Source organism: Marinobacter sp. GH_1 (assembly GCF_048595985.1).
GTDB lineage: Bacteria > Pseudomonadota > Gammaproteobacteria > Pseudomonadales > Oleiphilaceae > Marinobacter > Marinobacter shengliensis.
This window is the reverse complement of the sequence record NZ_CP184460.1, coordinates 3886391-3911293: the sequence shown is the minus strand read 5'-3', so window position 1 is coordinate 3911293 and position 24903 is coordinate 3886391. Positions and strand designations below refer to the sequence as shown.

Below are 24903 nucleotides of genomic sequence, written 5' to 3'. Positions count from 1 at the left end.
GAGAAGCTCCCCATCCCCTTGCGGGGCGCCGACTGGCTCCGCAAGGTTTTGGAAAGGGCTCCCACAAGCCCCGCCCCACACTGCGGGGTTGTATTCAGGAAGCGCTAGGCCTGTCGGACTTCTTTCCTGTTCTGTTTTAATACTGCCTCGGCCATCTGATGCAAGATGGCAATTTCATCAGCAATACCATCTTCCTTCGACAGCTCCCTCTGCTCCCTGAGAATATCTTCCAGAATGTCCGGTGTTGTTAACGGGTTGGCCAGGACCACTCGGAAGACGATGCACGGGAAGTGGTAGTAGCGGGCCGGCTCCAGTCGGGTTCGGGAGACGAATGCCTTGCCCCGCTCCCGCTGGGTTTTCTGGATGAATTTGGTGATTCGGTTCAGGCAGGTGTTCATTTTCTCTGCCTGTAGTTCGTCGGCCATGGCCAGTGCCTGGCGTACGTCTTCCGGGCAATAGCGGTAGGTCAGGATGTTCAGTTCCGGCCGGGTGACCAGTTCGAAATCCGGTTGTTCATCGATCATGTTGGCAAAGGTTTTGGCTTTGTCTATGCCCTGGTCGATGAGGATTTCGTAGCCTTCTCTTGCGAGGATTTTCAGGCCGGAGTGAATCAGCATGGCCATGCCCGGGCGGGAGCCTTCCAGGGTGGTGCTGCCGAGATCCCGGGAGCCTTTCCGGATGATGTACTGGGCGTGGTGTTCTACCGCGCTGGCGAGGCTGGGGTCTTTGAAGACCACCAGGCCGGCGCCCATGGGTACGTAGAGTTGTTTGTGGGCGTCGAAGGTGACCGAGTCGGCTTTCTCGATGCCGCGCAGCAGGTGTTTGTGGGTGCGGGAGAACAGGGTTGGCCCGCCCCAGGCGGCGTCGACGTGGAAGTGGGCGCCGAATTCCCGGGCGATGTCGGCCATGGCGTCCAGCGGGTCGACGTTGCCGGTTTCGGTGGTGCCGGCCACGCCGCAGATGGCCATGACTTTGATTTTCTGTTTCTGCAGTTCCAGGCATTTGTCCCGCAGGGCATCGGGCTGGATGCGGTTGAATTCGTCGGTTTCCACCGGCACCAGGGCGTCGCGGCCCAGGCCGAGTACGTCGGCGGCTTTGCGCAGGGAATAGTGGCCGCGCTTGGAGACAACGATGGCGGCGCCTTCGCAGCCGTAATACCTCAGTGCCCGGAACAGGCCTTCTTCGTGCAGGCCGCGGAAGCTGCCTTCGGCGGGGAAGGCGCGGTTGCGGGCGACCCACAGGGCGGTGAGGTTGGCAACGGTGCCGCCGGAGCACATGGCGCCCAGGGCGTGCCGGGGATCGTGCATCCATTTGCGGTAGAAGGAGCCGTCCTGCTGGTATACCAGCCGGTGAATCATGCCCAGTACCTGGCGCTCCAGCGGGGTGAAGGCTTTGGAGGTTTCGGTTTTTACCAGGTTCTGGTTCAGGGCAATCATGATTTTGGACAGCGGCAGCATGAAGTAGGGCAGTGCCGAGGTCATGTGGCCAATGAATGCCGGTGAGGCGGTGTGTACCGAGTTGGCCACCAGTTTGTCGAGCAGGAATTGGGCCTGTTCGGAGACGAATACCGGCTTTTCCGGAATCACGGAGTCGGCGAAGTTTTTTTCGACATCGCTCAGGTCGCGTTCAACGGCGACGATGTGTTCCTGGAGGAAGCCCGCCAGGTTCCGGGAGATGTTCTGGTCGATGCGGCTCAGGGTGGATTCCGGCGCCTCGGGCACCGTGAATACGCGATACATGGCCTCAACGGAGGCCTGGGCGGATTTTTTCTTTCCGGTCATAGAGCCACACACTTCTTTCAGTGGTTATCCGCAAGGTCGGTTCCGGAAACCTGGCGGACGAAGCCGGGCGTTGCCCGACACTCGTAGTATAGCCTGCGTGCTTGCAGGTCATGTATTCCCTGAGGGGCGGTAGTATAAGGCCTGAACAGGAATGACGCTATGCCTCGAGGGCCATGGGGATTTTGACCTCTGTTGGGGTCAGAGGATTTCCCGGTGAACATCCAGGATGGCAGCGTCGATGCGGTCCTGGATGTCCTTTTCGATCTGATCCAGGCGCTGGGTGATTTGCTGGGCGCTGGCGCCGAGGGCGGCGATGGTCCAGGTGGCGCAGTCCAGTGCTTCCTGGTCGGCGGTTTCGGCAACGGCCAGGTCGGGTTCTTTGCCCCAGATGGCTTTCATGGCGGTGAAGGCTTTGCGTTTGGCTTTGAGGTCTTCGCAGGCGTAGAGCTGGAAGTGCAGGGTGAGGACGCCTACGTGGGGGGTGATGTCCTGGTGCTGTTGTGGGTTTTTGCCTTCTTTGAGCAGTTTTCTCAGGGCTTCTGACATGTTTGGTCTGGCTCGTTTGGTGCAGGAACCGGTGAGGGTGGGCTGTTCAAAACACGCTGTGGATACGTCCTTGTACGCTCTGCTCCGCCATCCATGGCTCCGCAAGGTTTTGAACAGCCCACCCTCACCGATTCCCGGACTTTCTTCGGGGAGTCTTTGCTCGTCCGCCTCTGTGAGGTGAAATGACGAGCTGACGAATTCTTCCCCTAGCCTACTACAGGCGTCCCCCGTTTGATAATCGCCGCCGGGTTGGTGCCGGAGGGCAGGTTGCCGTAGTTCATGCCGCCGCCGGATTGCAGGCGGGAGGCGCAGAAGGCGTCGGCGACGTGTTTGTCACCGAAGCGCAGCAGCAGGGAGCCTTGCATGGTCAGGGCCATGCGGTCGACGAGGTTGCGGGCCCGGTACTGGAAGTCGCTGATGTCGGCGAAGTCGTGCTGGAGCTGGGCCAGGAACTGGTCGAAGCGGCGGTCGGTGCCACGGGCTTCGGCGGCTTCTTTGAAGAAGGCGTCCAGGGTTTCGGGTTCTTTCTGCAGGGCGCGGAGGGTGTCGAGGCATTGGACGTTGCCGCTGCCTTCCCAGATGGCGTTGACCGGAGACTCCCGGAACAGTCGGGGCATGATGCAGTCTTCCATCACGCCGCTGCCGCCGATGCATTCCATGGCTTCGTAGGCGTGGTTGGGGGTGCGTTTGCAGATCCAGTATTTGCCTACGGGGGTGGCCAGGCGGGCCAGCAGGCGTTCGTGTTCGTTGTTCTGGTTGTCCATCGCCCGGGCTACGCGCATGGTGTAGGCGAGGGCGGCTTCGTTTTCGATGATCAGGTCGGCCAGGACGTTCTGCATCAGCGGCTGATCGCTCAGGCGGGCTCCGAAGGCGCTGCGGTTGTGGCAGTGGTGGCTGGCCTGGGCGACGGCCTGGCGCATGCCGGCGGCGCTGCCGATCATGCAGTCGAAGCGGGTCATGGCGACCATTTCGATGATGGTTCTTACGCCGCGGCCTTCTTCACCGACCATCCACGCCAGGGCACCGCGGATTTCCACTTCGCTGGAGGCGTTGGCGACGTTGCCCATTTTGTTTTTCAGCTGCTGTACCTGCCAGGGGTTCTTTGTGCCGTCCGGGCGCCATCTGGGCATCAGGAAGCAGGACAGGCCACTGGTGGTCTGGGCCAGGACCAGGAAGGCGTCGCACATGGGGGCAGAGACAAACCATTTGTGGCCGACCAGTTCGTAGGGCTGGCCCGGGCCTTCCTGGCCTGTCGGGTAGGCCACGGTGGTGTTGGCACGTACGTCACTGCCGCCCTGTTTCTCGGTCATGGCCATGCCGATGGTCACGGAGGTTTTGTCGGTGTCTGGTACGTTGCGGCTGTCGTATTCGTTGGCCAGGATTTTCGGGGCCCAGAGTTTGGCCAGGTCTGGCTGGTTCTGGATCGACGGGATGGCCGCGAAGGTCATGGTGATCGGGCAACAATGGGCCGCTTCTACCTGGGAGTGCAGGTAGTATTTGGCGGCGCGGGCGACGTGGGCGCCCTTGCCGGGGTTGGTCCAGGGCGAGCTGTGCAGGCCGTTCTCCAGGGCCACGCGCATGAGTTCGTGGTAGGCCGGGTGGAAGGTCACCTCATCTACCCGGTGGCCGTATCGATCGTGGGTGCGGAAGGAGGGTTTGTTGGCGTTGGCCTGGTTACCAAGGTCAATGGTATCCGCCTGGCCGGCCCAGGCGCCAAACTGACTCAGGTCGTCGTTGGCGAAGCCGGCGCCCTCTCGCAGTACCGCCTCCCGCAGCGCGGTGTCCTGTTCGTAGAGGTTGTAGTTCTCCAGCGGTCGTGGCTGGTTGATCACCTCGTGGGTGGCCGACAGGTAGCGGTTGTCGGCGGTGGACTCGGTCTTGCGCTGCGGGCTGTTCATGGTTAGCTCCTGGTGCCGGTCAACCCCCGTATGCAGAAGCAGACGATGGTGTTGACCAGCTCATCTTCGTTGTTGTCTTGCCCCGGCGGTATGTCTGTCTGGGTTGGTGACAGGGGCCCCACCAGGGATTCTGATATCGCGCCCACCAGGCAGGTACTGGCGAGCCGTGCGTTCTGGTTCGGTATGCAGCCTTCGGCTATGCCATCCCGGATCGCTTGTTCAAACAGGCTGGCGTAAGCCTTTCGGTAAACCAGTCGCTCTTCTTCTACCTTCGGATCCACCGGTTCGGCGATCAGGGCCCAGGCTTTCATGGGGCCTTTGAGGGCCCTCTGGGCAAATTTCCTCAAGGCGTTGTCGAGGCGTTCAACGGCGTTCCCGGATACGTTGAGCGCTTCGGCCACCTTGTCGACTTCCCGCTGGGTGGCCAACCGGAAGATTTCGGCAAAAAGGTCCTCGCGGGACTCGAAATGCCGATAGATGGTGCCAGTGGCGACGCCGGCCAGGCCGGCAATCCGGGTGATGCGGGCGCTTCGGAAGCCACCTTCAGCGACACATTCCCAGGTGCGCTCGATGATGTTCTGGCGTGCCCGGGCTTTCCGTTCGCGCATCTTTTCGGTTTCACGATAGGCCATGCCGGCTCCTTACAAGTAGTGAATCATGGTTCATTCTTTGTGTCAATTTGCAGTTGTTTGTTTTGTCATACAAGACATCTTTAAAATCATGGGCTTGAGATTGGATACAAAAAGTTACAAAAAAGTGGTTGTCAGGAAATAGCGTCGTCACCAAAACCGGATTATAAAGACGCCAAGACGGGGCCGCAGGCGGCCGGCGGTCGAGACGGGGTGCTGTCAGGCGTAGAGCCAACAGTACTTGTAGTTCTGTTTTCGTTGATGGAGAAAATACCATGAGTGAATTCGACGAAAGCAATCTGGAGCAGTCCGGTAACTGGACCAGCGACAGTGACGATAACCATTCCATTGCCGGCAGGGCACGGGTCAGGGCCCAGTTGCAGGCTGATATCGAAGCATTCCTGCAAAGTGGCGGTCGGATACAGGAGGTGGACACCACCTTCCGTGCGGACTCCCCACGCAAGGTGGAAGTAGGGTTTAACAACCGATCCATCTGATTCCCTTCGTTGGCGGGCGGCGACTGTCATCCTGAGGCAGGGCCGTCCGTTTTTTGTCACTGGATTGTCATCGGTCAACGGCACACTGGGCTCAAACCTGCAATGCGTGGCCTCTGGGGTGTATGATGTCATCACTTTCCAAGGCCATCCATATTCAGGAGGTTATCCGTGTCCAAACAGCGCCCGCCGATCTCAAGCCGAGCCTATCCGTCGACCCGTTTGCGTCGTAACCGCGCCAGTGATTTTTCCCGCCGACTGGTTCGGGAAAGTCAGCTGTCGCCTGATAACCTGATCTACCCGGTGTTTGTGCTTGAAGGCGAGAACCAGCGTGAGGCGGTGCCGTCCATGCCGGGGGTGGAGCGCCTGAGCGTCGATCTTCTGGTGGAGCAGGCTGCGGAACTGGTGGAGCTGGGCATTCCGGCGGTGGCGCTGTTTCCGGTCGTCCCTGCTGAGAGGAAGAATCTGTCTGGCTCGGGTGCCTGGGATTCGGACGGTCTGGCTCAGCGGGCGGTTCGTGCCCTGAAGAAAGCTCAGCCGGAACTGGGCGTGATCACCGACGTTGCCCTGGACCCGTTCACCACCCATGGCCAGGATGGCATTATTGATCATAACGGTTATGTGTTGAACGATGTCACCGTTGAAGCTCTGGTGAACCAGGCGTTGTCCCATGCCGATGCGGGGGCTGATGTGGTTGCCCCTTCAGATATGATGGACGGTCGCGTGGCGGCTATCCGCGATGCCCTGGAAGGTGCCGGTTATGTGAATACCCGGATTCTGGCCTACTCTGCCAAGTATGCCTCCAGCTATTACGGCCCGTTCCGGGATGCGGTCGGTTCTGCCGCCAACCTGGGCAAGGCCGACAAGGCGACGTATCAGATGGATCCGGCCAACAGTGACGAAGCCATTCATGAAGTGGCGATGGATCTGGCCGAGGGTGCCGATATGGTGATGATTAAACCGGGCATGCCTTATCTGGATATTGTGCACCGGGTGAAAACCGAACTGCAGGTGCCCACGTTTGTCTATCAGGTGAGCGGCGAGTACGCCATGCATATGGCCGCTGCGCAGAACGGATGGCTGGATGGCGATGCGGTGATGATGGAGAGCCTGATGGCCATGCGCCGTGCCGGTGCTGACGGCATCCTGACCTATTTTGCAGTGCGCGCGGCGAGACTGATGAGGGATCGTTCGCGGGCATAGAGGGGCTTGAAGGCGCCCGAAATAACCATGGATATAAAGAGTAATGACAACCGAGAATGCGCAAACCGCAGAGATCAGTGACCAGAGTGTGCCTGCGCCGGTAGATGTACCGCCGGTGGGTGAAGACATCAATCTGGACGCCAGTGAAAACTATTTCAACCGCGAGCTGAGTCAGCTTCAGTTCAACTACCGGGTGTTGAAGCAGGCGCTGGATACCACTCATCCGCTGATCAACCGGTTGATCTTCTGCTGCATTTTCAGCAGCAACATGGACGAGTTCTTTGAAATCCGGGTGGCGGGCCTGCGCCAGCAAATGAAGTACGGTCGGGAGACCGTGGGCGTGGACGGCATGCAGCCAGACCAGGTGCTGGCGGAGATCAGCCGGGTGGCCCACGACTACATCCACGAGCAGTACGACATCATCAATAACGTGCTGATCCCCGAGCTGGAGAAAGAGAACATTCACTTTGTCCGGCGCCGTGAGTGGACGCCGGCCCAGGCAGAGTGGGTGCGGAACTACTTCGAGGAAGAGATATTACCGGTGGTCAGCCCCATCGGGCTGGATCCGTCGCACCCGTTCCCACGCCTGGTGAACAAGAGCCTCAACTTCATCGTTGAACTCGATGGCAAAGACGCCTTCGGTCGGGAAACCGGCATGGCCATTGTGCCCGCCCCCCGCTCCTTGCCTCGCCTGGTTCGGCTGCCGGATGACGTCTGTGACGGCGGCGACAACCTGGTGTTTCTGTCATCAATGATCCATGCCCATGCGGACGAGTTGTTCCCGGGCATGGAAGTGAAAGGCTGCTACCAGTTCCGGTTGACCCGTAACGCTGACCTTGAGCTGGAAGACGACCTGGAAGACCTGGCCTCGGCCCTGCGCGGCGAATTGTTGAGTCGCCGGTTTGGTGACGGAGTGCGTTTGGAGGTGGCCGACAACTGCCCGGAGGAGTTGGTGCAGTTTCTGTTGCGGGAGTTCGGTCTGACCGAGCGGGATCTGTATCAGGTGCATGGGCCGGTCAACCTGACCCGTCTGATGGCCGTTGGCAGCCTGGTGGATCGCCCCGACCTGACCTATTCCAGTTTTTCACCCTCGATTCCGCGCCAGATTCGCAGCAAGGAATCCATGTTTGATGCCATCCGCAAGCGGCCCTTGCTGTTATTGCATCCCTATGAAAACTTCAGCCCGGTGGTCGACCTGCTGCGTCAGGCGGCGAAAGATCCCCATGTGCTGGCGATCCGCCAGACCCTGTACCGCACCGGAGCCGACTCCGAAATTGTCGAGGCGTTGGCGGATGCCGCCCGACGGGGTAAGGAAGTGACCGCCGTTATTGAGCTGCGGGCCCGGTTCAGCGAGGCAGAAAACCTGGAGCTGGCAAGCCGTCTGCAGGAGGCGGGGGTTATTGTGGTATACGGCGTGGTGGGCTACAAAACCCACGCCAAGATGATCCTGATTGTGCGCCGGGAAGAAGGCCGGCTGCGCCGTTATGTGCACCTGGGTACCGGTAACTACCATGCCGGTAACGCCCGGCTGTACACCGATTACAGCTTCATGACCTGCGACGAATCCATCGGTGACGATGTCAACAAGCTGTTCCAGCAGCTGACCGGCATGGGCAAGGCATTGAAGATCAAGAAGTTGTTTCACGCCCCCTTCACCCTGCACAATCGCCTGATCAGTCTGATAGAGCGGGAAGCCGGGCTTGGGGAGAACGGGCGGATTATCTTCAAGTTCAACGCCCTGACCGAGCCGCAGGTGATCAAAGCCCTGTACCGGGCGTCCCAGGCCGGTGCCAGTATTGATCTGATCATTCGTGGTATCTGCTGCTTGCGTCCCCAGGTGCCGGGCCTGTCGGAAAATATCCGGGTGCGGTCCATCATCGGGCGCTTTCTGGAGCATACCCGGGTATATTACTTCGGCAACAACGGCAAACCCGACGTTTACTGTTCCAGTGCTGATGGTATGGAGCGGAACCTGCTGAGCCGGGTTGAGACCGCCTTCCCGATCGAAGAGCCGGCGCTGATCGAGCGGGTGACCGAGGATCTGGATACCTATCTTTCAGATAACTGCCAGTCCTGGGTATTGCAGTCTGATGGCAGTTATCTACAGAATCAGCCAGAAGAAGGTGAGGAGCGCCTGGCTTCGCAGCTGGTGTTGCTGGACCGGTTAACCTCTAAACCGAATTAATACGCTGGCCCCGGCCAGCAGGAAATAAAAACACAACAGGATTGGAACCTTGAATCTTAAACGTTGGACCATCGCCGGCACGGCGATACTGGTAGTGGCTGGCGTAGCCCCCTGGGGCGTGGGCTATCTGACTGAGCAACATTGGCTGAATGCGACCGAGGAAGTCAACAATGCCCAGCCATTCCTGCGCATGGAAACCGATCGGTACCGGCGCGGTGTGATGAGCTCCGAAGTGTCTGGCACAGCCACCTTTCTGGACCCGGCCACGGGCGAGAGTAACCGCATAGATTTTGAGGTTCAGGTTTCTCACGGCATTACTGGCAGCCACTTGAATTTCAGACCTACGGAAGGCTGGCAGCCGGAGGGGGCAGGCTGGTTCCCCAACGACGAACCAAAACTGACACTGGAAACCCGGCTTTGGGGTTCCGCCACGCTGGAATTGCAGGCCCCTGCTATCGAGATCAGCGAGCCACACGGTGGTGGTGTTTTGCGCAGCAGCGGTGGTCTGGCACGGATTGATATTGGCCGTTTGGGTGAAAAAGCCGACATGCTGGTGGTCTGGCCGGCGGTGGTGCTGTCCGGGCCGGAGATGAATGTCACCATTGAAAACGTGCACATGGAGCAGAGCCTTGCCTGGTTATCCGGTGATATCTGGACCGGCGCCGGTGCGGTCACGATTGATGCCTTGACCATGCAGGGTCCTCAGGTGCCACCCGTGGCGTTTAACGGTATCGCCCTGAGCAGTCATAGCGAGGCAGACCGAAAAGGCGAGCGACTGGATTCCTCGATTGCCCTGGAGCTGGACACCGTTGTCTTTGATGACGGTACCTTCGGCCCGCACCGGATAGAGTTCGCTGTAGATGGTCTTGATGTTGCCAACTGGAATGAGTTCAGTTCGGTGATGACCGACATGCAACTGATGGCGGCGCAGGCCGGTCAATCCCCGCAGGCGGCGTTCGAGCAGCAGATGGCCCTGATGCAGCGGTTTAACGACTCGGTTCGCGGGCTGGCGGCCGCCGGATTTTCCGCAGGCATCCGGGAGTTGAGCCTGGATACGCCAGAGGGAGCCGTACAGGGAAGCCTGGATCTGTCCCATCCCGAGTTGTCTGAGAGTGAACGGGCCAACATGCTGATGGTGATGCAGGGCTTAACCGGGGCGCTGGACTTCCGTATGCCGTTGGCCCTGGCTGAGAACTATCCGGCCGTGCGCATGCAGGTGGCACCCTTGATCAAACAGGGGTTGCTGGTGGATGCCGGCGACCAACTGGTCATGACTGGCCGCCTGCAGGATCTGGTTCTGGATATCAATGGCATCGAGATTCCGATGCCGCCACTGCTTTAATCCCTTCAGGACTTGCTGAACTTCTCTTTCAGGGCATTTGCCACTGCGGGGTCGACGAATTCGGAGATGTCGCCACCGAGCGAGGCGATTTCCCGGATCAGGGTCGATGAGATGTACGACAGGTGGTTGGCGGGTGTCAGGAACACGCTCTCCACTTCCGGTGCCAGGCGGCGGTTCATGTCGGCGAGCTGGAATTCGTACTCGAAGTCGGAGACTGCGCGCAGGCCGCGGAGTATGACGGTGGCGTTCTGTTCCCGTACGAAGTCGGCGAGCAGGTTGCTGAAGCCGGTGACGCTGACGTTCGGGAGGTGGGTGGTGGCTTGCCGGACCAGTTCGCAGCGTTCTTCGAGGTTGAGCAGGGGCTGTTTCTTCGGGTTGTAGGCAACAGCGACGACGATTTCGTCGAACATGCGGCCGGCGCGTTCTATGAGGTCGGTGTGGCCGTTGGTGATTGGGTCGAAGGTGCCTGGGTAGATGACTTTGGGCATGCACAGCTCCTTTTGTTGATGGGCCGTAGGATAGCAGGAACCTTTGGCGGGCTGTAGTCCGGGGCTTCTGATGAAGGCTGCTCTTTGCTGGAGTAGGTCGCACGAGCCGGGGGTTGGCTTTCGGGAGACGCTACGAGCACTTCCCTGTGCGCTTCTTTCGGGCCGTCCATGGCCCTCAAGACTCCCGAAAGCCAACCCCCGGCCCGCGCTCTTCTGCTATCTGCATGCCTCCCCGGAATCTCTGGGAGGTTCTCACGTTCTCACCGTATTCAGGAGCGAAGACTAGCCTTGCTGTCTTAACTTCTGTGCCAACCGGTTACTGTTCCTTGCCGCCAACGCATACACCGACAACTGCGGATTCGCACCGATGCTGGTGGGGAAGATGGACGCGTCGTGGATACTCAGGTTGGCTACCTGGTGGTGTTCGCCGAAGCCGTTGACCACGGAGTTTTTCGGGTCGGCGCCCATGCCGCAGCCGCCCATCTGGTGTGCGGTGAACAGGCGGGCGCGGTGGGGTTTCATGGGGAGTTGGTTGATGGCGTCTTTGGCTTGGGTCCAGCTGGTGTACCAGCCGGAGTCCAGGTGCACGGCCTGGACGGCTTCGGCGCCGGCGGCGAACTGGATTTCGGCCATGTCGAGGTAGGCCTGGCGGATGCCTTGCCAGAGGTAGTCAGTGATGGGGTAGTCCAGTACCGGGCTGCCGTCATCCCGCAGGCTGACGGTGCCGCCGGGGCTGTCTTCGTGGAAGCCGTCGCGCAGCAGGGCGATGACGGATTGCATCCAGGGCAGTTGGCCGAGGTTGTCTCTCTGTTCCTGGCCGTGGCCGGGGACGACGCCGGCGGCCATGGCCGGGTGTAGCGGCGGCACTTCCAGTTTGTAGCCTACCGGGCCGTCGACGCCGTGTTTGAAGTTGAATTCGTCGGAGTAGATCGACTGCGGCGCGCCGTAGAAGGGATCAACTTTGGCGGGCATGCGGGCGACGGTGGCGTTGACCGGGTGAATGAATGAGCGTTTGCCGACGCGCTTGTAGGGGTCCGGCAGTTCTGAACGCAGCAGCAACCCGGGGGAGCCGATGGCGCTGGCGGCGACTACGAAGTGGCGGGCTTTGAGGGTGACGGTGACGCCGGAGGGCGTGACACCGTTCGGGCCCATGGCGCTGGCCTGCAGGTGGTCGATGCGGTCCTGGTTCATCACCAGCCGGTCGGCGCGCAGGCCGTGGAACAGTTGGGCGTTGTTGTCCAGGGCGCCAGGGATGGTGGTCATCAGCGCGCCCTGTTTGGCGTTGGTGGGGCAACCGACGCCGCAGTAGCCCAGGTTCCAGCAGCCTTTGACGTTCCGGGGGATCACCTGCCAGGAGTAGCCGAGCTTTTCACAGCCTTGCTTGAGGATGTCGTTGTTCAGGTTTGGTGGTGTTACCCATGGCGCCATGGTGTGGCGTTCTTCCCGGCCCTGGAACCACGGGGCCATGGTGTCCGGGGCCAGATCGCTCAAGCCCAGGTTCTGGTTCCAGTAATTGAGGGTTTCGTCTGGCGTGCGGAAACTGCTGGTCCAGTTCACTGTCGTCGAACCGCCCACGCAGCGGCCCTGCAGAATGGCGATGGCGCCGTCGGCGGTGACCCGGCTCATGCCTTCCTGATACAGGCTGGCATAGGACGTCAGCTCATCCAACTTGAAGTCTTTCTGGTAATACAGCCGGCCTTCTTCCACCAGAATCACCGACAGCCCCTGCCGGGCCAGAATCTCCGCCGTGGTGCCGCCACCGGCACCGGTGCCGATGACCACCACATCCGCTTCCACGGTTTGATCGGTGGTCAGTTTGCTGGCATCAGTAACATTCCAGCCAGAAGCCAGGCCCCGGGCGATAGGATCGTTCATGGACATACTGCTCTCCGTAATCTGCGATGGGGTCAGGCGTTGTGGAACTGGGGCAGGGCATCAACCGCCCAGGTGGGTGGCCCGGGGTAGCCAGACAAGTGCCAGTGCGCGTCGTGGCCATAAAACGCCACGTTACTGATCTTGGTCAGCGCGATGTAGCCGTTGTTCAGCAGACCAATCCGGCTATCCCGCCACCGGTTGAGAAACGCCTCGGCACTCTCAGTACTGACTGACGGCCAGTCCGACCACACCCGCGCCAGGGTTATCCGGGTGGGCGCGAAATTCAGCAGATCAAACAGCTTGCGCAGCTCCTTCTGATTCGCCGGCCCGAACATCACAATGCCCTGATCAATCCGCTCAATGGTCCCGGCAATCGCATGCTGCCGCTGATTCGACTCCTCCGGCAGCGCACCGGCAAACATCGCCGGCAACAGCGCCTCAAACAGGGCAATATCATCCCGGCTCAAGAACTCGAACTGGTAACTGGCGTCCATACGGGAATCAACGGCACTCACCCGCCCGGCGGGGGCCGTAGCACAGCCCGTGAGGCCGGCGGTCATACTGACGGTGCTCAGGAACATGGCGCCGCCGAGGCCGGTTTTCAGGAAACTGCGTCGGCTAAGCTCCGGTCGATCTTCAGGGCAGTATTTCGGGGATGGCGTGGTCATTGTTGAGGCTTCTTTTAACATTATTGTTATAGGGCGGCAGGCACTGTGCCGGTGGCTGGGGTGTGGTGCGTCTTTCCAAGACTGTGCAAAACAGGGATGTTTTGCTCAAGCCTACATAGAAGTATTCACGGCGTGTCTTGGAAAGACGCACCACACTCCAGCCCTGCACCAAGCAATCAGGCTTCAGCGAATAAACAGCTTATAAACCATCCGATGGGCCGCCGTTCCATGCGGCGCATAGACAAACTTACCGCTGTTGAACTTCTGCTTGGTAAAGATCGCCCGATGATGGGAGAAGGTCAGGAACCCTTCCTTACCATGGTAATGACCCATACCGGAATCACCGATGCCCCCAAACGGCAGATCATCCTGCGCCACATGCATCAACGCATCGTTGATACACATACCGCCAGACAGCGTGTTATCCACCACAAACTGCTGATGCGACTTGTCATAGCCAAAGAAATACAGCGCCAGCGGACGCGGACGATCATTGATGTAATGAACGGCTTCCTCCAGACCGCCGTAACTCACCACCGGCAGAATCGGACCGAAAATCTCATCCTGCATCACCTTCATATCCGGCGTGGTTTTCAATACCAGCGTCAGCGGAATCTTCCGGGTGCCGTCCTTCATGTTCTCATTGGCCGGATTGATCTCCACCAGCTCCGCACCCTTGGCCCGGGCGTCCTCCAGATAGCTCTGCAGGCGATCGTACTGGCGCTCATTGATGATCGCCGTGAAATCATCGTTATCCCGCAGGCTTGGATACATCTCCGCAAACTTCGCGCGGAACTCATCCACAAACCCCTGAACCCGATCCGCCGGGCACAGAACGTAATCCGGTGCCACACAGGTCTGGCCCGCATTAAATGCCTTACCGAAAGCAATCCGCTGGGCCGCGTCTTCCATCGGCACATCCGGAGACACAATCGCAGGCGACTTGCCGCCCAGTTCCAGGGTCACCGGCGTCAGGTTTTCTGCGGCCGCGCGCATCACCAGTTTGCCTACCGAGGTGGAACCGGTGAACAGCAGATGATCAAAGGGGCGCTGGGAGAAATCAGCGGCCACGTCCGCCTCGCCGGTAATCACCGACACCAGGTCCTCCGGGAACATGGATTCAATGATTTCCTTGAACAGTGCGGAGGTGTGCGGAGTGAATTCCGACATCTTGATCATGGTGCGATTGCCGGCAGCCAGAGACGCCACCAGTGGACCGACAGCCAGATACAGCGGATAGTTCCAGGGCACGATCACACCGACCACACCCTTGGGCTGGTAATGCACCTTGTTGCTGGCGGGCTGGAACAGAACGGAGACGTGCCGCTTGGATGGCTTCATCCACTCGTTCAGATGTTTGAGCGTGTAGTTGATACCCTGGATGGATGGCATTACCTCGGCAATCAGGGTTTCATCCTTGGAGCGGCAGCTGAAGTCCCTGTCAATGGCCTCTACCAGGCGGTCCTGATGGCTTAGCAAGGCACGCTTGAGCCGTTTCAGATTCTCCTTGCGTTCGGTCAGAGACGGCATCGGGTTGTTCCGGAACGCCTTCTTCTGGTCCTCAAACACGCGATGGGTGTGCTGAATCTGCTTTTTGCTCTCGGTGAGCTGGACGACAGTGGCTCCCATGTTTCTCTCCCCATTGGCTGCCGGGCGATACCCTGAGCCTGTTGTTTTTGGTTGGCTAAAATCTGGACGATTTGCACTTGAGGCTATTATTAGAGTATATACTCTAGGCAGTCAAGAAATGACGGTTGGCTCATCTGGCCATCCGTGATGCAGATAACAACAATCACTGGCGGGACGATGAAAACCAGAGACAAGATTCTGCTATCCAGTCTGGAGTTGTTTAACGAGCGGGGTGAAAGGAACATCACCACCAATCACATTGCCGCGCACCTGGCGATTTCTCCGGGCAACCTGTATTACCACTTCCGGAACAAGTCCGACATCATCTACGAGATCTTCCAGGAGTATGAAAAACTGGTGGATTATTACCTCGATATTCCGGAGGATCGGCTGCTGACGCTCGACGACCTGACCTTTTACCTGGAATCGGTGTTTGACGGTTTGTGGAGTTACCGCTTCTTTCACCGGGACCTGGAATATCTGCTGGACAGCGATACCCGGCTGCGCCAGGACTACCGGGAGTTCACCAATCGATGCCTTGCTGCCATCAATCGGATCTTCGGCAAGCTGGCGGAGGCGGGTATCATCGAGCCGCAGCCGGAAGATCTACGTTCGGCCATGTCGCTCAACGTCTGGCTGGTGATCACCAACTGGATGGCTTTTCTGAAGACCGCCCACGCCAGTGACGAGCCTGCCAGTCTCACCCTGACCGAACTCAAGCAGGGTATTTATCAGGTGCTGACTCTGGAATTGCCTTATCTGACCCCGGATTATCGCGAGCAGGTGCTGGCGTTACGTGAAAAGTATCGGCCAACGCTGCCGGAAAATCCGGAGCAGAACGGCGAGTCCTCACGGGCTGAAACCGGGGTTTCTGTCGGGATTGGTTAAAAATTGAACTTTTTTCCGCGATCGCGTTCAAAGGTAGTGACGTGGGAAACCGGACATTTCCTGCGTCTCCTGAGTGAGTTCTCAGGTACGTCGCAAACCCTGACGTTTCACCGGCCTGTCTGATGGCAGGCCGGTTTTTTCATCAGGGGGTTTCCGATTCCGGCGCTTCCAGCCAGTCTGTCAATGCTTCCCGGCATTCATCCACGCCTCGTTTTGAGGTGGCGGAAAACATAATCAGGTGTGCAACGCACGCAAAGGGTTTCAGTTTCTGGGCAATGCCCAGCATGGCCGTTTTCGCTTGCCCGAATTTCAGCTTGTCGGCTTTGGTGGCAAGAATCATCAACGGCAGGTTGTTATGCTCGCACCATTCCACCATCATTTGGTCGAAGTCGGTGAGTGGGTGCCGGATATCCATCACCAGCACCAGGCCTCGCAGGCAGCGGCGATCATTCAGGTAATGCCCCAGATGTTGTTGCCAGTCGTCTTTCATGTCCCGGGAGACCTTGGCGTAGCCGTAACCGGGCAGGTCGACCAGGCGCATGTTTTCTTTATTGAGTGTAAAAAAGTTTATCAGCCGGGTGCGGCCGGGTGTTTTACTGGTCCGGGCCAGTTTGCCGTTGGCAGTAATGGCGTTCAGCGCGCTGGACTTGCCGGCATTGGAACGCCCGGCGAAGGCAACTTCGGCACCGATGTCTGGCGGGCACTCGTCCAGTTTGGACGCGCTGATCAGAAAACGGGCACTGTTGAACGAAACGCTTTTTTGAGTCAGATCAGGGTCCACGATGGTTGGTATTCCTTTGGATTTCAGTTATCGGCGATTAATGTATAATGCTACACCAATTTCCGGCGGGACGCTGCGCGTTGCCGCTGTCAGCCCCGGTGAAAAGCCAGACAGATTGGCGCCTGCCGGCTGCACAACGAAGAATACTTTCAAGATGCAAAGATGAGAGAAGCGGAGCGAGCATGAAAAGACTGATCGCAGGAGTTGTTCTCGGAGTTGGCCTGACGGCAATGGCTCACGGGGCAGGAGATCCGGCAGCGGGTGAACAGAACGCAGCGGTATGTGCCAGCTGTCACGGCCAGGGCGGCGCCAAGCCGATCATGGCGGTGTATCCGAAGTTGTCCGGATTAGGCGAGAAATATCTGTATCGCCAGCTGGTCGATATTAAAACCGGAGATCGTCCGATTCCGGAAATGACCGGTTTGCTGGACAACATGTCTGACCAGGATCTGTGGGATCTGGCTGCCTACTATAACGATCAGGAGATGGTTGTTGGTCAGGCAGATCCAGATCTGGTTGAGCGTGGCCAGGCGCTGTTCCGTGGCGGTAACATGGCCTCCGGCGTTGCCGCATGTGCCGGTTGCCATAGTCCGAACGGTGCTGGCAACGAGCCAGCGGGCTACCCCCGCTTGGGCGGCCAGACCGCCGAGTACGTAGAGAAGCAGCTGAAAGCCTACCGTGACGGCGAGCGTGCAGGCACCACCAACGCCAACATCATGGTGGACGTGGCTACTCGTCTGACCGATGCTGAGATCAAGGCCTTGGCAAACTACGTTTCCGGCCTTAACTGAGTCCGGCTTCTGTAGCGAGTTGTAAAAACCCCGCCAAGGCGGGGTTTTTGCTGCTTACCTTTCCGTAACCATTCCCTTCTGGCCAGCAGTGGAACTTTCCCGGTTTGCTGGGTCATAATCGTGGTCACATCAGAACATCGAACTCGGAGATTCCCGATGATAAGAACACTAGGCACAGTTGTTGTTTTCGCGCTGTCTATGGCGGTTGGTGCTGTTGCGCAGGCTCAGTCATGGGTTGAGAACACCCATTACCGCACCCTGGATAATCCGGTTCGCACCGCATCCGACGAAGGCGTAGAAGTTGCTGAAGTGTTCTGGTATGGCTGCCCCCACTGCTATACCTTCAAGCCGTTGGTTGAGTCCTGGGCTGACCAGGCGCCGGACTACGTGAATTTCGTGAAGCTGCCGGCAGCACTGGGTCAAAGTTGGGAGCCTCACGCTTACGCCTTTTATGCTTTGGAGGCCATGGGCGAGCTGGACAAGGTGCATGACGCCCTGTTTACGGCACTGGCTGGCGAACGTCGCCCCCTGAATTCCCCCGAAGCTCTGGCGGATTTCGTTAGCGGGCACGGTGTTGATGCCGAGGAGTTCCTCAACAACTACCGCAGCTTCGGTGTTCGTGCACGGGTTCAGCAGGCCCAGGCCAAGATCCGCGGCGCGCGCATCACCGGTACACCGACTATGCTGGTAAATGGCAAGTACGTGGTCAGCGCCTCCATGGCAGGTGGTCATGAGGCCGTGCTGTCTGTGGTTGACTACCTGGTCGAGCAGGAACGTGCTGCGGCAGAATGAGCCGCCGGTATTGAGGGGCGCGTTCAGGTTCAGCGTGGGAATCCCCTGTTATGTATAAGCGTCTGCGCAATCAGATTAATGGCATTCTCCGGGGACCGGAAGGTCCCCGGGGGGCCTGTTCTGGTAGCGAGCATGTGCCTGAGTTTGAGCCCCATCGTCATATCCGGCTGCTCACCTTCAATATCCAGGTGGGCATCAATACCTCGTCTTACCATCACTACCTGACCCGCAGCTGGCAGCACTTTCTGCCTCATCGTCGCCGCATCGAGAATCTCGACCGTATTGCCACCCTGTTGCGGCAATACGACGTGGTGGCGTTGCAGGAATGCGACGGTGGCAGTTTGCGCAGTGGCTATATCAATCAGGTCCAGTATCTGGCAGAAGCCGCCGGCATTCCCTACTGGTATCAGCAATTAAACCGCAATCTTGGTCAGATCGCGCAGCACAGCAACGGTCTGTTGAGTCGGTATCGGCCTCTGGATGTCACTGAGCACAAACTGCCCGGCCTGATTCCCGGCCGTGGGGCTATCATTGCCCGGTATGGTTCGGAAGACGATCCGCTCATACTGGTACAAATGCACCTGTCCCTCAGCAAGGCGGCACAGCAGCGGCAGCTGGGTTACGTGCGGGATCTCATTGCCGACTACCGGCATGTAGTCCTGATGGGGGATATGAATGCTCATGCAGAGCAGCTGCTGACCCAAACGCCCCTGAAAGAAACGGATCTGATACCCCTGCCGGGCACGGCTCACAGCTTCCCCAGTTGGCGGCCCGAAAAGGCCCTGGACCACATTATGGTCAGTCCTTCCCTGGAAATCCGACGTGCCGAGGTGATTAGTTATCCGGTATCGGACCATTTGCCCATCGCCATGGATGTGGCATTGCCGAAGGGGTATCTGGAAACCTTTTAAGGCCTGCGAGACCCTTTCGGTGCAGGGGTGTTTTGCTCAGGTATAAAAAAACCCGGCTCGCTGGCCGGGCTTTTTTGTGGAGGCAGGATCAATTACTTGATCTTGGCTTCCTTGTACGCAACGTGCTTGCGGACAACCGGATCGTACTTTTTGATCTCGATTTTTTCCGGAGTGTTACGCTTGTTCTTTTTGGTCGTGTAGAAGTGACCAGTGCCTGCTGATGAAACCAGCTTGATTTTCTCGCGCATGATGCGGCTCCTTAAACTTTCTCGCCGCGGGCACGAAGATCGGCCAGCACAGCGTCAATGCCTTTTTTGTCGATGATGCGCATGCCCTTGGTGGATACGCGCAGCTTCACGAAACGCTTCTCGGTCTCAACCCAGAAACGGTGGTTCTGCAGATTCGGCAGAAAACGACGACGAGTGTGGTTCATCGCGTGGGATACATTGTTACCGGTAACCGGACGCTTACCGGTAACCTGACAAACTCTGGACATACTTGCCTCCGACCTGAGCAATGGTCTATCAATACGAATTCGTTTTTTAATGCGTCTCTGGTTGCTCCGGAGCAATAACTGCCACCGGTTCGCGCCTCTAAACTGAACGCTGCTCGCCAGACGCCGCCAGAAAGGGACGCTTTTATACCAGAACTGGCCGACCAACGCAAAAAATTGTTGGGAATTTGGCCAGTTTTCCGGAAGCGACCCTGCTGCAGCTACATCAACCCTCGTTCAGCCAGGGATATTACCTCACCGTGGCCGATAACCATATGGTCAAGAACCCTGATATCCACCAGTCCGAGCGCTTCTTTCAGTCTGCGGGTCAGGGAAATGTCCGCCTGGCTGGGCTCGGCGACGCCAGAGGGGTGATTGTGGGCAAAAATGACAGCGGCGGCGTTGTCTTCGAGGGCCTGGCGAACCACTTCCCGGGGATACACGGCAGCACCGTCAATGGTGCCGCGAAACAGCTCCCGGTACTGAATTACCCGGTGGCGGTTATCCAGGAACAGGCCGGCGAACACTTCGTGGGGGTAAGTGCCCAGCCGGCTGGTGAGAAAGCGGCGGGTGTCGGCTGGTGAGCGCAGCGGATCTCCCTGGCGCAGTGGTTCGTCCATCACCCGGCGGGCCATCTCCATGGCGGCCTGAACCTGGGCGTATTTGGCCGTGCCCAGGCCTTTGACCTCACAGAACTGCCTGCGGGAGGCAGTCATCAAGCCCCGCAGGCCGGAAAATTCAGAGATCAGATGGCGGGCCAGGTCCATCACCGGCATGCCAGTGGTGCCGGTGCGCAGGAAAATGGCCAGGAGTTCGGCGTCAGACAGGGCTTCCGGGCCGTGGGCCAGAAGGCGCTCACGGGGCCGTTCATCAGTTGGCCAGGCAGGGTTGTTCATGCTGTGCGTCCTTGCGTGTCAGATTGTGATGCATCCTGCATCGGTTCTCAGAATTACAAAGGTTACTCCAAAAAGTAACATTTGGTAAACGAACGGGTGCTCTTGCAGGCTGCCTGCCGGGCCCGGGCGTGCTATCTTATAACCCTTTCATTTTACGGGATTACGGAGCCCTTCATGGCTGCCAAACGAATTCTGCTGGGAATCACCGGTGGCATTGCTGCCTATAAAAGCGCCGAACTGGTCCGGCTGCTCAAGAAAGCGGGCCTTGAAGTGCGGGTGGTGATGACCCGGGGTGCCGAGGCATTTGTGACGCCGCTGACGTTTCAGGCCCTCAGCGGCGAGCCGGTGCGCACATCGCTGCTCGACCCGGAGGCCGAGGCCGGCATGGGCCATATTGAGCTGGCCAAATGGGCCGATCAGGTGGTGGTGGCGCCCGCGTCTGCGGATTTTCTGGCCCGTCTGGCCCAAGGCATGGCGGATGACCTGCTGACCACGGTCTGTTGTGCCACTGAGGCGCCCATTGCAGTGGCCCCCGCCATGAATCAGGCCATGTGGAAGAATGTCCGGACCCAGAGAAACATGTCTCTGCTGGCGGAAGACCCGCAGATTACCGTCTGGGGGCCGGATCAGGGCGAGCAGGCTTGTGGTGATACAGGCCCTGGCCGGATGCTGGAGCCGGACGCCCTTGCCAGCCGGATTCTGGCTGATGCAACCCGGGCCACTGTCGGAGCGCTGGCGGGAAAACGGGTGGTGATCACTGCCGGCCCTACCCGTGAACCCATTGATCCGGTGCGTTATATCTCCAACCACAGCTCCGGCAAAATGGGTTATGCCCTGGCTCGGGCGGCAGCAGATGCGGGCGCCCAGGTAGTGCTGGTGAGTGGCCCGGTTAACCTGCCGGTGCCGGATGGCGTGGCAGTCCGGCCGGTGATGACGGCGCAAGACATGTTGCAGGAAGCTGAGCGGGTAGTGGCGGAGGGCTGCGACATTTTTATCGCCACGGCGGCGGTGGCTGATTACCGGCCTGCTGCCTGTGCCGGCGACAAGATCAAGAAAACGGACGAAGCGATGACACTGTCGCTGGTGCGAAATCCGGATACGCTGGCGACCATTGCCGCCCGCAAGAATCCTCCGTTTACCGTGGGCTTCGCCGCGGAAACCACAGATGTCGCCCGCTATGCCAACGATAAAATGCAACGCAAGAAGCTCAATATGATCGTGGCCAACGACGTGTCCGTACCGGGGCTGGGCTTTAACAGCGATCAGAATGCCGTCACGGTATTCTGGCCGAGCGGGGAGCAGGCGATTGGCCCGGACAGCAAGCAGGCCATCGCAGATACATTGGTGGCGTTGATCGCCGAACACAGCAACAAGGTCGGGAACTCATGACGCAAAAGAAACTGCAGGTACGAATCCTGGACGATCGAATTGGCACCGACATACCGTTTCCGGAGTATGCAACGCCGGGCTCGGCCGGCCTGGATCTGCGTGCTTGCCTGAATGCGCCATTAACGGTCGAGCCGGGCGAGACACACCTGATTCCGACCGGACTATCCGTGCACATCGCAGACCCGTCGCTGGCGGCAATGATCCTGCCGCGCAGCGGTCTTGGCCACAAGCACGGCATCGTGCTGGGTAACCTGGTGGGGTTAATCGATTCCGATTACCAGGGTGAATTGATGGTGTCATGCTGGAACCGGGGCCAAACCGCTTTCACCATCGCCATCGGTGAACGTATTGCCCAGCTGGTTCTGGTGCCGGTTGTACAGGCAGACTTTGAAGTGGTGTCTGAATTCGGCGCCAGTACCCGCGGCGAGGGCGGGTTTGGTTCAACCGGAACGCACTGAGTCGGTTACCGGAGGCTGGCAGCGTTTATGCAGGTCGGCGTCTATACTTTGCTGGTAACTGATTGTCCGGGACGTAAAAATCATTGCGGGAAGCACTATGAAACTCGGTAAAAAGAAAATCAAAGAGCCGTCGGTGGATGACAATCCCGAAAAGAAGCCGGGAAAGAAAAACAAGCGAAAAGCAGAATCTTCAGGGTCAGGCCTCAAGCGACTCAATACCGTAGCACTCAACCAGGCGCTGGTGGTGGTTCTGGCCGGCGTGGTTGCGGTGGCCCTGCTTCATTTCCTGGTCATTGTGCCCGCCGGTGAGCGCAGTTACCAGCAGGCCCGGGTGGTTGAGGCCGACGGCGCCCAACAGAGGCTGAACCAGTATTTTAGCGCCCAGCAGGAACAAGTGCGTGCCCTGGCCAATCAGCGCTATGTGAGCAATCAGCTTGCCGAACAAGGTGACCGGGACGAGCTGGCGCGCCAGCTGCAGGCGGCGTTGCCGGGAGCCCAGGCGGTTTTTGTCTTCCGTTACCGCGATATTCCCCGCACCGGCAGCAGCGACAGCCTGCTCGGGTTTGCCGGCCTGGAGCTGGCCCGGCGGGCAGAGAACGGGCAGTCACTATTGCCGGACGCCTTTCCCCGTAACGATCAGTGGTATCTTCAGTACGCCGCGCCAGTTCGACATCCGGTCAGCAATGCAGTGCAGGGCAGTGTGCTTGTGGTTTACGGCGCGGATCAGCTCCAGCCGCTTCTGACCGTTGGCAACCGCCAGTTGGGAGGCCAGTTGTCGCTGGTGCAGGCGGCATCGGGTTCCCAGCGCACCGTGGTCAGCGCCGGCCGGGGGGCGGGCCCTTCTGAAGCCAGAACCCTGACGAATCCGGACTGGTCGGTGGTGTTCCAGCCGGCCCGGGCGCCAGAGGCGCCGGTCAATACCATTGTGGCTGCCGTGCTGGTCGGCATTCCGGCACTGGCGGCCGCGATTGTTGTCTGGGTGTTGTTGGGCGGCGCCCAGCGAGGCATTCGCCAGGATGTAACGGCCCTGATCCAGTGGTCGCACAAGGTGTTTGGTGGCGAGCGGGTGAAACTGCCGACCTTCCGTTGGGATATGGTGGCCTCTACTGGCGAGGTGCTGTTCCGCCTGTCGCAGATGGTTGATAAACGGCTGGCAAAGGCCGCCGAGAGCGCAAAACCGCAGCCATCGGCAGCTGGTGCCAGAAAGCCCGCCTCCGGTGAAGAAGAACCCCTGTTCCAGGACAAGGACATGCCCGACATCGATATGCTCGATGGCGACGAGGATGTGCTTGGTTTTGGCAGTGGCGATGATGCCCTGTTTGATGAGGATATCCCCGAGGTAGTGGAAGCCGAGCTGCCGTCGGTCGAGGTTGCCCCTGAAATCTTCAGGGCCTATGACATCCGGGGCATTGTTGGCGAGACCTTGTCGCCCGACGTGGTGAGGGTGATTGGTCTTGCCATTGGTTCCGAGGCCTCGGCCCGTGGAGTTACCTCTATCTGCGTTGGTTACGATGGTCGCCATTCCAGCCCGGAGCTGGCCGATGCGCTGGCCGGTGGCATCATGGCAACCGGCTGCAATGTGATCCATGTCGGAGCAGTACCCACGCCGGTGCTCTATTTCGCAACACACCAGCTGCAGACAGGCTCCGGTGTGATGGTGACCGGTAGCCACAACCCCGCCAACTATAATGGCCTGAAAATCATGCTGGGCGGTGAAACCCTGTCTGGCGAGGCGATTCAGAAACTTTACCAGCGTATTCAGACCGCCGACTTCACCTCTGGTCAGGGCGCCCAGTCCCGGGAAGATGTGCGCCGGGCCTATCTGGACCGGATTGTCGGTGACATCGCCGTGGCTGCCCCGCTCAAAGTCGTGGTGGATGCCGGCAATGGTATCGCGGGCGAACTCGGCCCCATGCTGATCGAGGAACTTGGCTGTGAGGTAACCCCGCTGTATTGCGAGGTGGATGGCGACTTCCCCAATCACCACCCGGACCCCGGCAAGCCAGCCAATCTGCAGGATCTGATCGCCAAAGTGCAGGAAACCGGCGCCGATATCGGCTTGGCCTTCGACGGTGACGGCGACCGCCTGGGCGTGGTGACCAACACTGGCAAGATCATCTGGCCAGACCGGTTACTGATGCTGTTCGCCCGGGATGTGGTGTCCCGTAACCCGGGCGCGGACGTACTGTACGATGTGAAATGCAGCCGCCGCCTGGCGGGCGTGATTTCCGAAGCTGGCGGCCGGCCCATCATGTGGAAATCCGGCCACTCCCTGATGAAAGCGAAAATGAAAGAAAGCGGTGCCCTGTTGGCTGGTGAAATGAGCGGCCACGTGTTCTTTGGTGAGCGTTGGTACGGTTTCGATGACGGCCTGTATTCGGCAGCCCGGTTGCTGGAAATCCTGGGTATTGAGGATCGTCACAGTGACGATGTCTTTGCCGATTTCCCTGAGGATATCAGCACGCCTGAGCTGAATGTCGAGGTGACGGAAAGCGAGAAGTTCGCGATCATTGAGCGCCTCGGCGAACTGGGTGAATTTGGTGACGGCAACATCAGTACCATCGACGGCATTCGGGTAGATTATACCGATGGCTGGGGGCTGTGCCGGGCATCCAACACCACGCCGGTTCTGGTACTCAGGTTCGAAGCTGAAACCGACGAGGCGCTTGAACGAATCAAAGCCGTCTTCCGCGAACAATTACAGAAGGCCGCACCCGACCTGGTTGCGGGCTTCTGACAAGACACATTCTCTGACAGTAAGGAATG

At 59.1% G+C, this 24903-nt stretch carries 23 protein-coding genes; 11 read left to right on the top strand and 12 right to left on the bottom strand.

Features of this window, described 5'->3' with window-relative positions:
- Positions 1–104: 104 nt before the first annotated feature.
- From panP to ACNSOI_RS17875, 4 genes are all read right to left on the bottom strand, one after another.
- Complete coding sequence (panP, locus tag ACNSOI_RS17890; RefSeq protein ID WP_420194690.1) at positions 105–1781, bottom strand: pyridoxal-dependent aspartate 1-decarboxylase PanP; 1677 nt, start codon at positions 1779–1781, stop codon at positions 105–107.
- 198 nt (positions 1782–1979) lie between these two features.
- A complete protein-coding gene (locus ACNSOI_RS17885; RefSeq protein WP_354444725.1) occupies positions 1980–2327 on the bottom strand; it encodes a DUF503 domain-containing protein in 348 nt (115 codons plus the stop codon).
- Between the two features lie 206 nt (positions 2328–2533).
- Entirely contained in the window at positions 2534–4225 is a 1692-nt protein-coding gene (locus ACNSOI_RS17880; protein ID WP_420194689.1) for an isovaleryl-CoA dehydrogenase, read from the bottom strand.
- Between the two features lie 2 nt (positions 4226–4227).
- Positions 4228–4857: a TetR/AcrR family transcriptional regulator gene (locus tag ACNSOI_RS17875; RefSeq protein WP_061330834.1), complete on the bottom strand. Its 630-nt coding sequence runs from the start codon at positions 4855–4857 to the stop codon at positions 4228–4230.
- Positions 4858–5129: 272 nt separating this feature from the next.
- On the opposite strand from ACNSOI_RS17875, the gene ACNSOI_RS17870 reads away from it, so the two are divergent.
- From ACNSOI_RS17870 to ACNSOI_RS17855, 4 genes are all read left to right on the top strand, one after another.
- The gene (locus tag ACNSOI_RS17870; protein ID WP_061330833.1) at positions 5130–5351 is read left to right on the top strand and encodes a hypothetical protein; all 222 of its coding nucleotides are present in this window, start codon (positions 5130–5132) and stop codon (positions 5349–5351) included.
- Between the two features lie 168 nt (positions 5352–5519).
- Positions 5520–6551 carry a porphobilinogen synthase gene (gene hemB, locus ACNSOI_RS17865; protein WP_171039992.1) on the top strand — a complete coding sequence of 344 codons (1032 nt, stop codon included), beginning with the start codon at positions 5520–5522 and terminating at the stop codon, positions 6549–6551.
- 43 nt (positions 6552–6594) lie between these two features.
- Positions 6595–8736, top strand: a complete 2142-nt coding sequence (gene ppk1 / locus ACNSOI_RS17860) for a polyphosphate kinase 1 (RefSeq protein WP_061330832.1) — start codon at positions 6595–6597, stop codon at positions 8734–8736.
- Positions 8737–8785: 49 nt separating this feature from the next.
- Complete coding sequence (locus ACNSOI_RS17855; protein ID WP_420194688.1) at positions 8786–10078, top strand: DUF945 family protein; 1293 nt, start codon at positions 8786–8788, stop codon at positions 10076–10078.
- A gap of 5 nt (positions 10079–10083) precedes the next feature.
- Here ACNSOI_RS17855 and coaD read toward each other — a convergent pair whose 3' ends face one another.
- The 4 genes from coaD to ACNSOI_RS17835 form a co-directional block, all read right to left on the bottom strand.
- A complete protein-coding gene (coaD, locus tag ACNSOI_RS17850) occupies positions 10084–10566 on the bottom strand; it encodes a pantetheine-phosphate adenylyltransferase (protein WP_061330830.1) in 483 nt (160 codons plus the stop codon).
- 282 nt (positions 10567–10848) lie between these two features.
- Positions 10849–12447, bottom strand: a complete 1599-nt coding sequence (locus ACNSOI_RS17845; RefSeq protein WP_420194687.1) for a GMC family oxidoreductase N-terminal domain-containing protein — start codon at positions 12445–12447, stop codon at positions 10849–10851.
- A gap of 26 nt (positions 12448–12473) precedes the next feature.
- Positions 12474–13109 carry a hypothetical protein gene (locus ACNSOI_RS17840; RefSeq protein WP_420194686.1) on the bottom strand — a complete coding sequence of 212 codons (636 nt, stop codon included), beginning with the start codon at positions 13107–13109 and terminating at the stop codon, positions 12474–12476.
- 183 nt (positions 13110–13292) lie between these two features.
- Positions 13293–14738, bottom strand: a complete 1446-nt coding sequence (locus ACNSOI_RS17835) for a coniferyl aldehyde dehydrogenase (protein ID WP_061330827.1) — start codon at positions 14736–14738, stop codon at positions 13293–13295.
- 177 nt (positions 14739–14915) lie between these two features.
- On the opposite strand from ACNSOI_RS17835, the gene ACNSOI_RS17830 reads away from it, so the two are divergent.
- Positions 14916–15626 carry a TetR/AcrR family transcriptional regulator gene (locus ACNSOI_RS17830; RefSeq protein WP_072676133.1) on the top strand — a complete coding sequence of 237 codons (711 nt, stop codon included), beginning with the start codon at positions 14916–14918 and terminating at the stop codon, positions 15624–15626.
- 142 nt (positions 15627–15768) lie between these two features.
- Here ACNSOI_RS17830 and yihA read toward each other — a convergent pair whose 3' ends face one another.
- Positions 15769–16407 carry a ribosome biogenesis GTP-binding protein YihA/YsxC gene (gene yihA, locus ACNSOI_RS17825; RefSeq protein ID WP_061330825.1) on the bottom strand — a complete coding sequence of 213 codons (639 nt, stop codon included), beginning with the start codon at positions 16405–16407 and terminating at the stop codon, positions 15769–15771.
- Positions 16408–16589: 182 nt separating this feature from the next.
- Here yihA and ACNSOI_RS17820 point away from each other — a divergent pair, with 182 nt between their 5' ends.
- From ACNSOI_RS17820 to ACNSOI_RS17810, 3 genes are all read left to right on the top strand, one after another.
- Positions 16590–17198, top strand: coding sequence for a c-type cytochrome (locus ACNSOI_RS17820; protein ID WP_106693973.1), 609 nt, complete (start codon positions 16590–16592; stop codon positions 17196–17198).
- A 156-nt stretch (positions 17199–17354) separates the two neighbouring features.
- On the top strand, positions 17355–17990 hold the full coding sequence (locus tag ACNSOI_RS17815) for a thiol:disulfide interchange protein DsbA/DsbL (RefSeq protein WP_106693972.1): 636 nt from the start codon (positions 17355–17357) through the stop codon (positions 17988–17990).
- Positions 17991–18040: 50 nt separating this feature from the next.
- Complete coding sequence (locus ACNSOI_RS17810) at positions 18041–18901, top strand: endonuclease/exonuclease/phosphatase family protein (protein ID WP_061330822.1); 861 nt, start codon at positions 18041–18043, stop codon at positions 18899–18901.
- A gap of 92 nt (positions 18902–18993) precedes the next feature.
- Here ACNSOI_RS17810 and rpmG read toward each other — a convergent pair whose 3' ends face one another.
- From rpmG to radC, 3 genes are all read right to left on the bottom strand, one after another.
- Complete coding sequence (gene rpmG, locus ACNSOI_RS17805) at positions 18994–19149, bottom strand: 50S ribosomal protein L33 (RefSeq protein WP_008173465.1); 156 nt, start codon at positions 19147–19149, stop codon at positions 18994–18996.
- 11 nt (positions 19150–19160) lie between these two features.
- Positions 19161–19397: a 50S ribosomal protein L28 gene (rpmB, locus tag ACNSOI_RS17800; protein WP_058091504.1), complete on the bottom strand. Its 237-nt coding sequence runs from the start codon at positions 19395–19397 to the stop codon at positions 19161–19163.
- Positions 19398–19615: 218 nt separating this feature from the next.
- Positions 19616–20290: a RadC family protein gene (radC, locus tag ACNSOI_RS17795; protein ID WP_106693971.1), complete on the bottom strand. Its 675-nt coding sequence runs from the start codon at positions 20288–20290 to the stop codon at positions 19616–19618.
- Positions 20291–20464: 174 nt separating this feature from the next.
- On the opposite strand from radC, the gene coaBC reads away from it, so the two are divergent.
- The 3 genes from coaBC to ACNSOI_RS17780 all read left to right on the top strand — a co-directional run bounded on the left by coaBC (position 20465) and on the right by ACNSOI_RS17780 (position 24874).
- Positions 20465–21679, top strand: coding sequence for a bifunctional phosphopantothenoylcysteine decarboxylase/phosphopantothenate--cysteine ligase CoaBC (coaBC, locus tag ACNSOI_RS17790; RefSeq protein WP_286252180.1), 1215 nt, complete (start codon positions 20465–20467; stop codon positions 21677–21679).
- Complete coding sequence (gene dut / locus ACNSOI_RS17785) at positions 21676–22137, top strand: dUTP diphosphatase (protein WP_058091501.1); 462 nt, start codon at positions 21676–21678, stop codon at positions 22135–22137. The genes coaBC and dut overlap by 4 nt, the downstream gene beginning before the upstream one ends.
- 97 nt (positions 22138–22234) lie before the next feature.
- Complete coding sequence (locus tag ACNSOI_RS17780; protein ID WP_138435912.1) at positions 22235–24874, top strand: phosphomannomutase/phosphoglucomutase; 2640 nt, start codon at positions 22235–22237, stop codon at positions 24872–24874.
- The last annotated feature ends 29 nt before the right edge of the window (positions 24875–24903 follow it).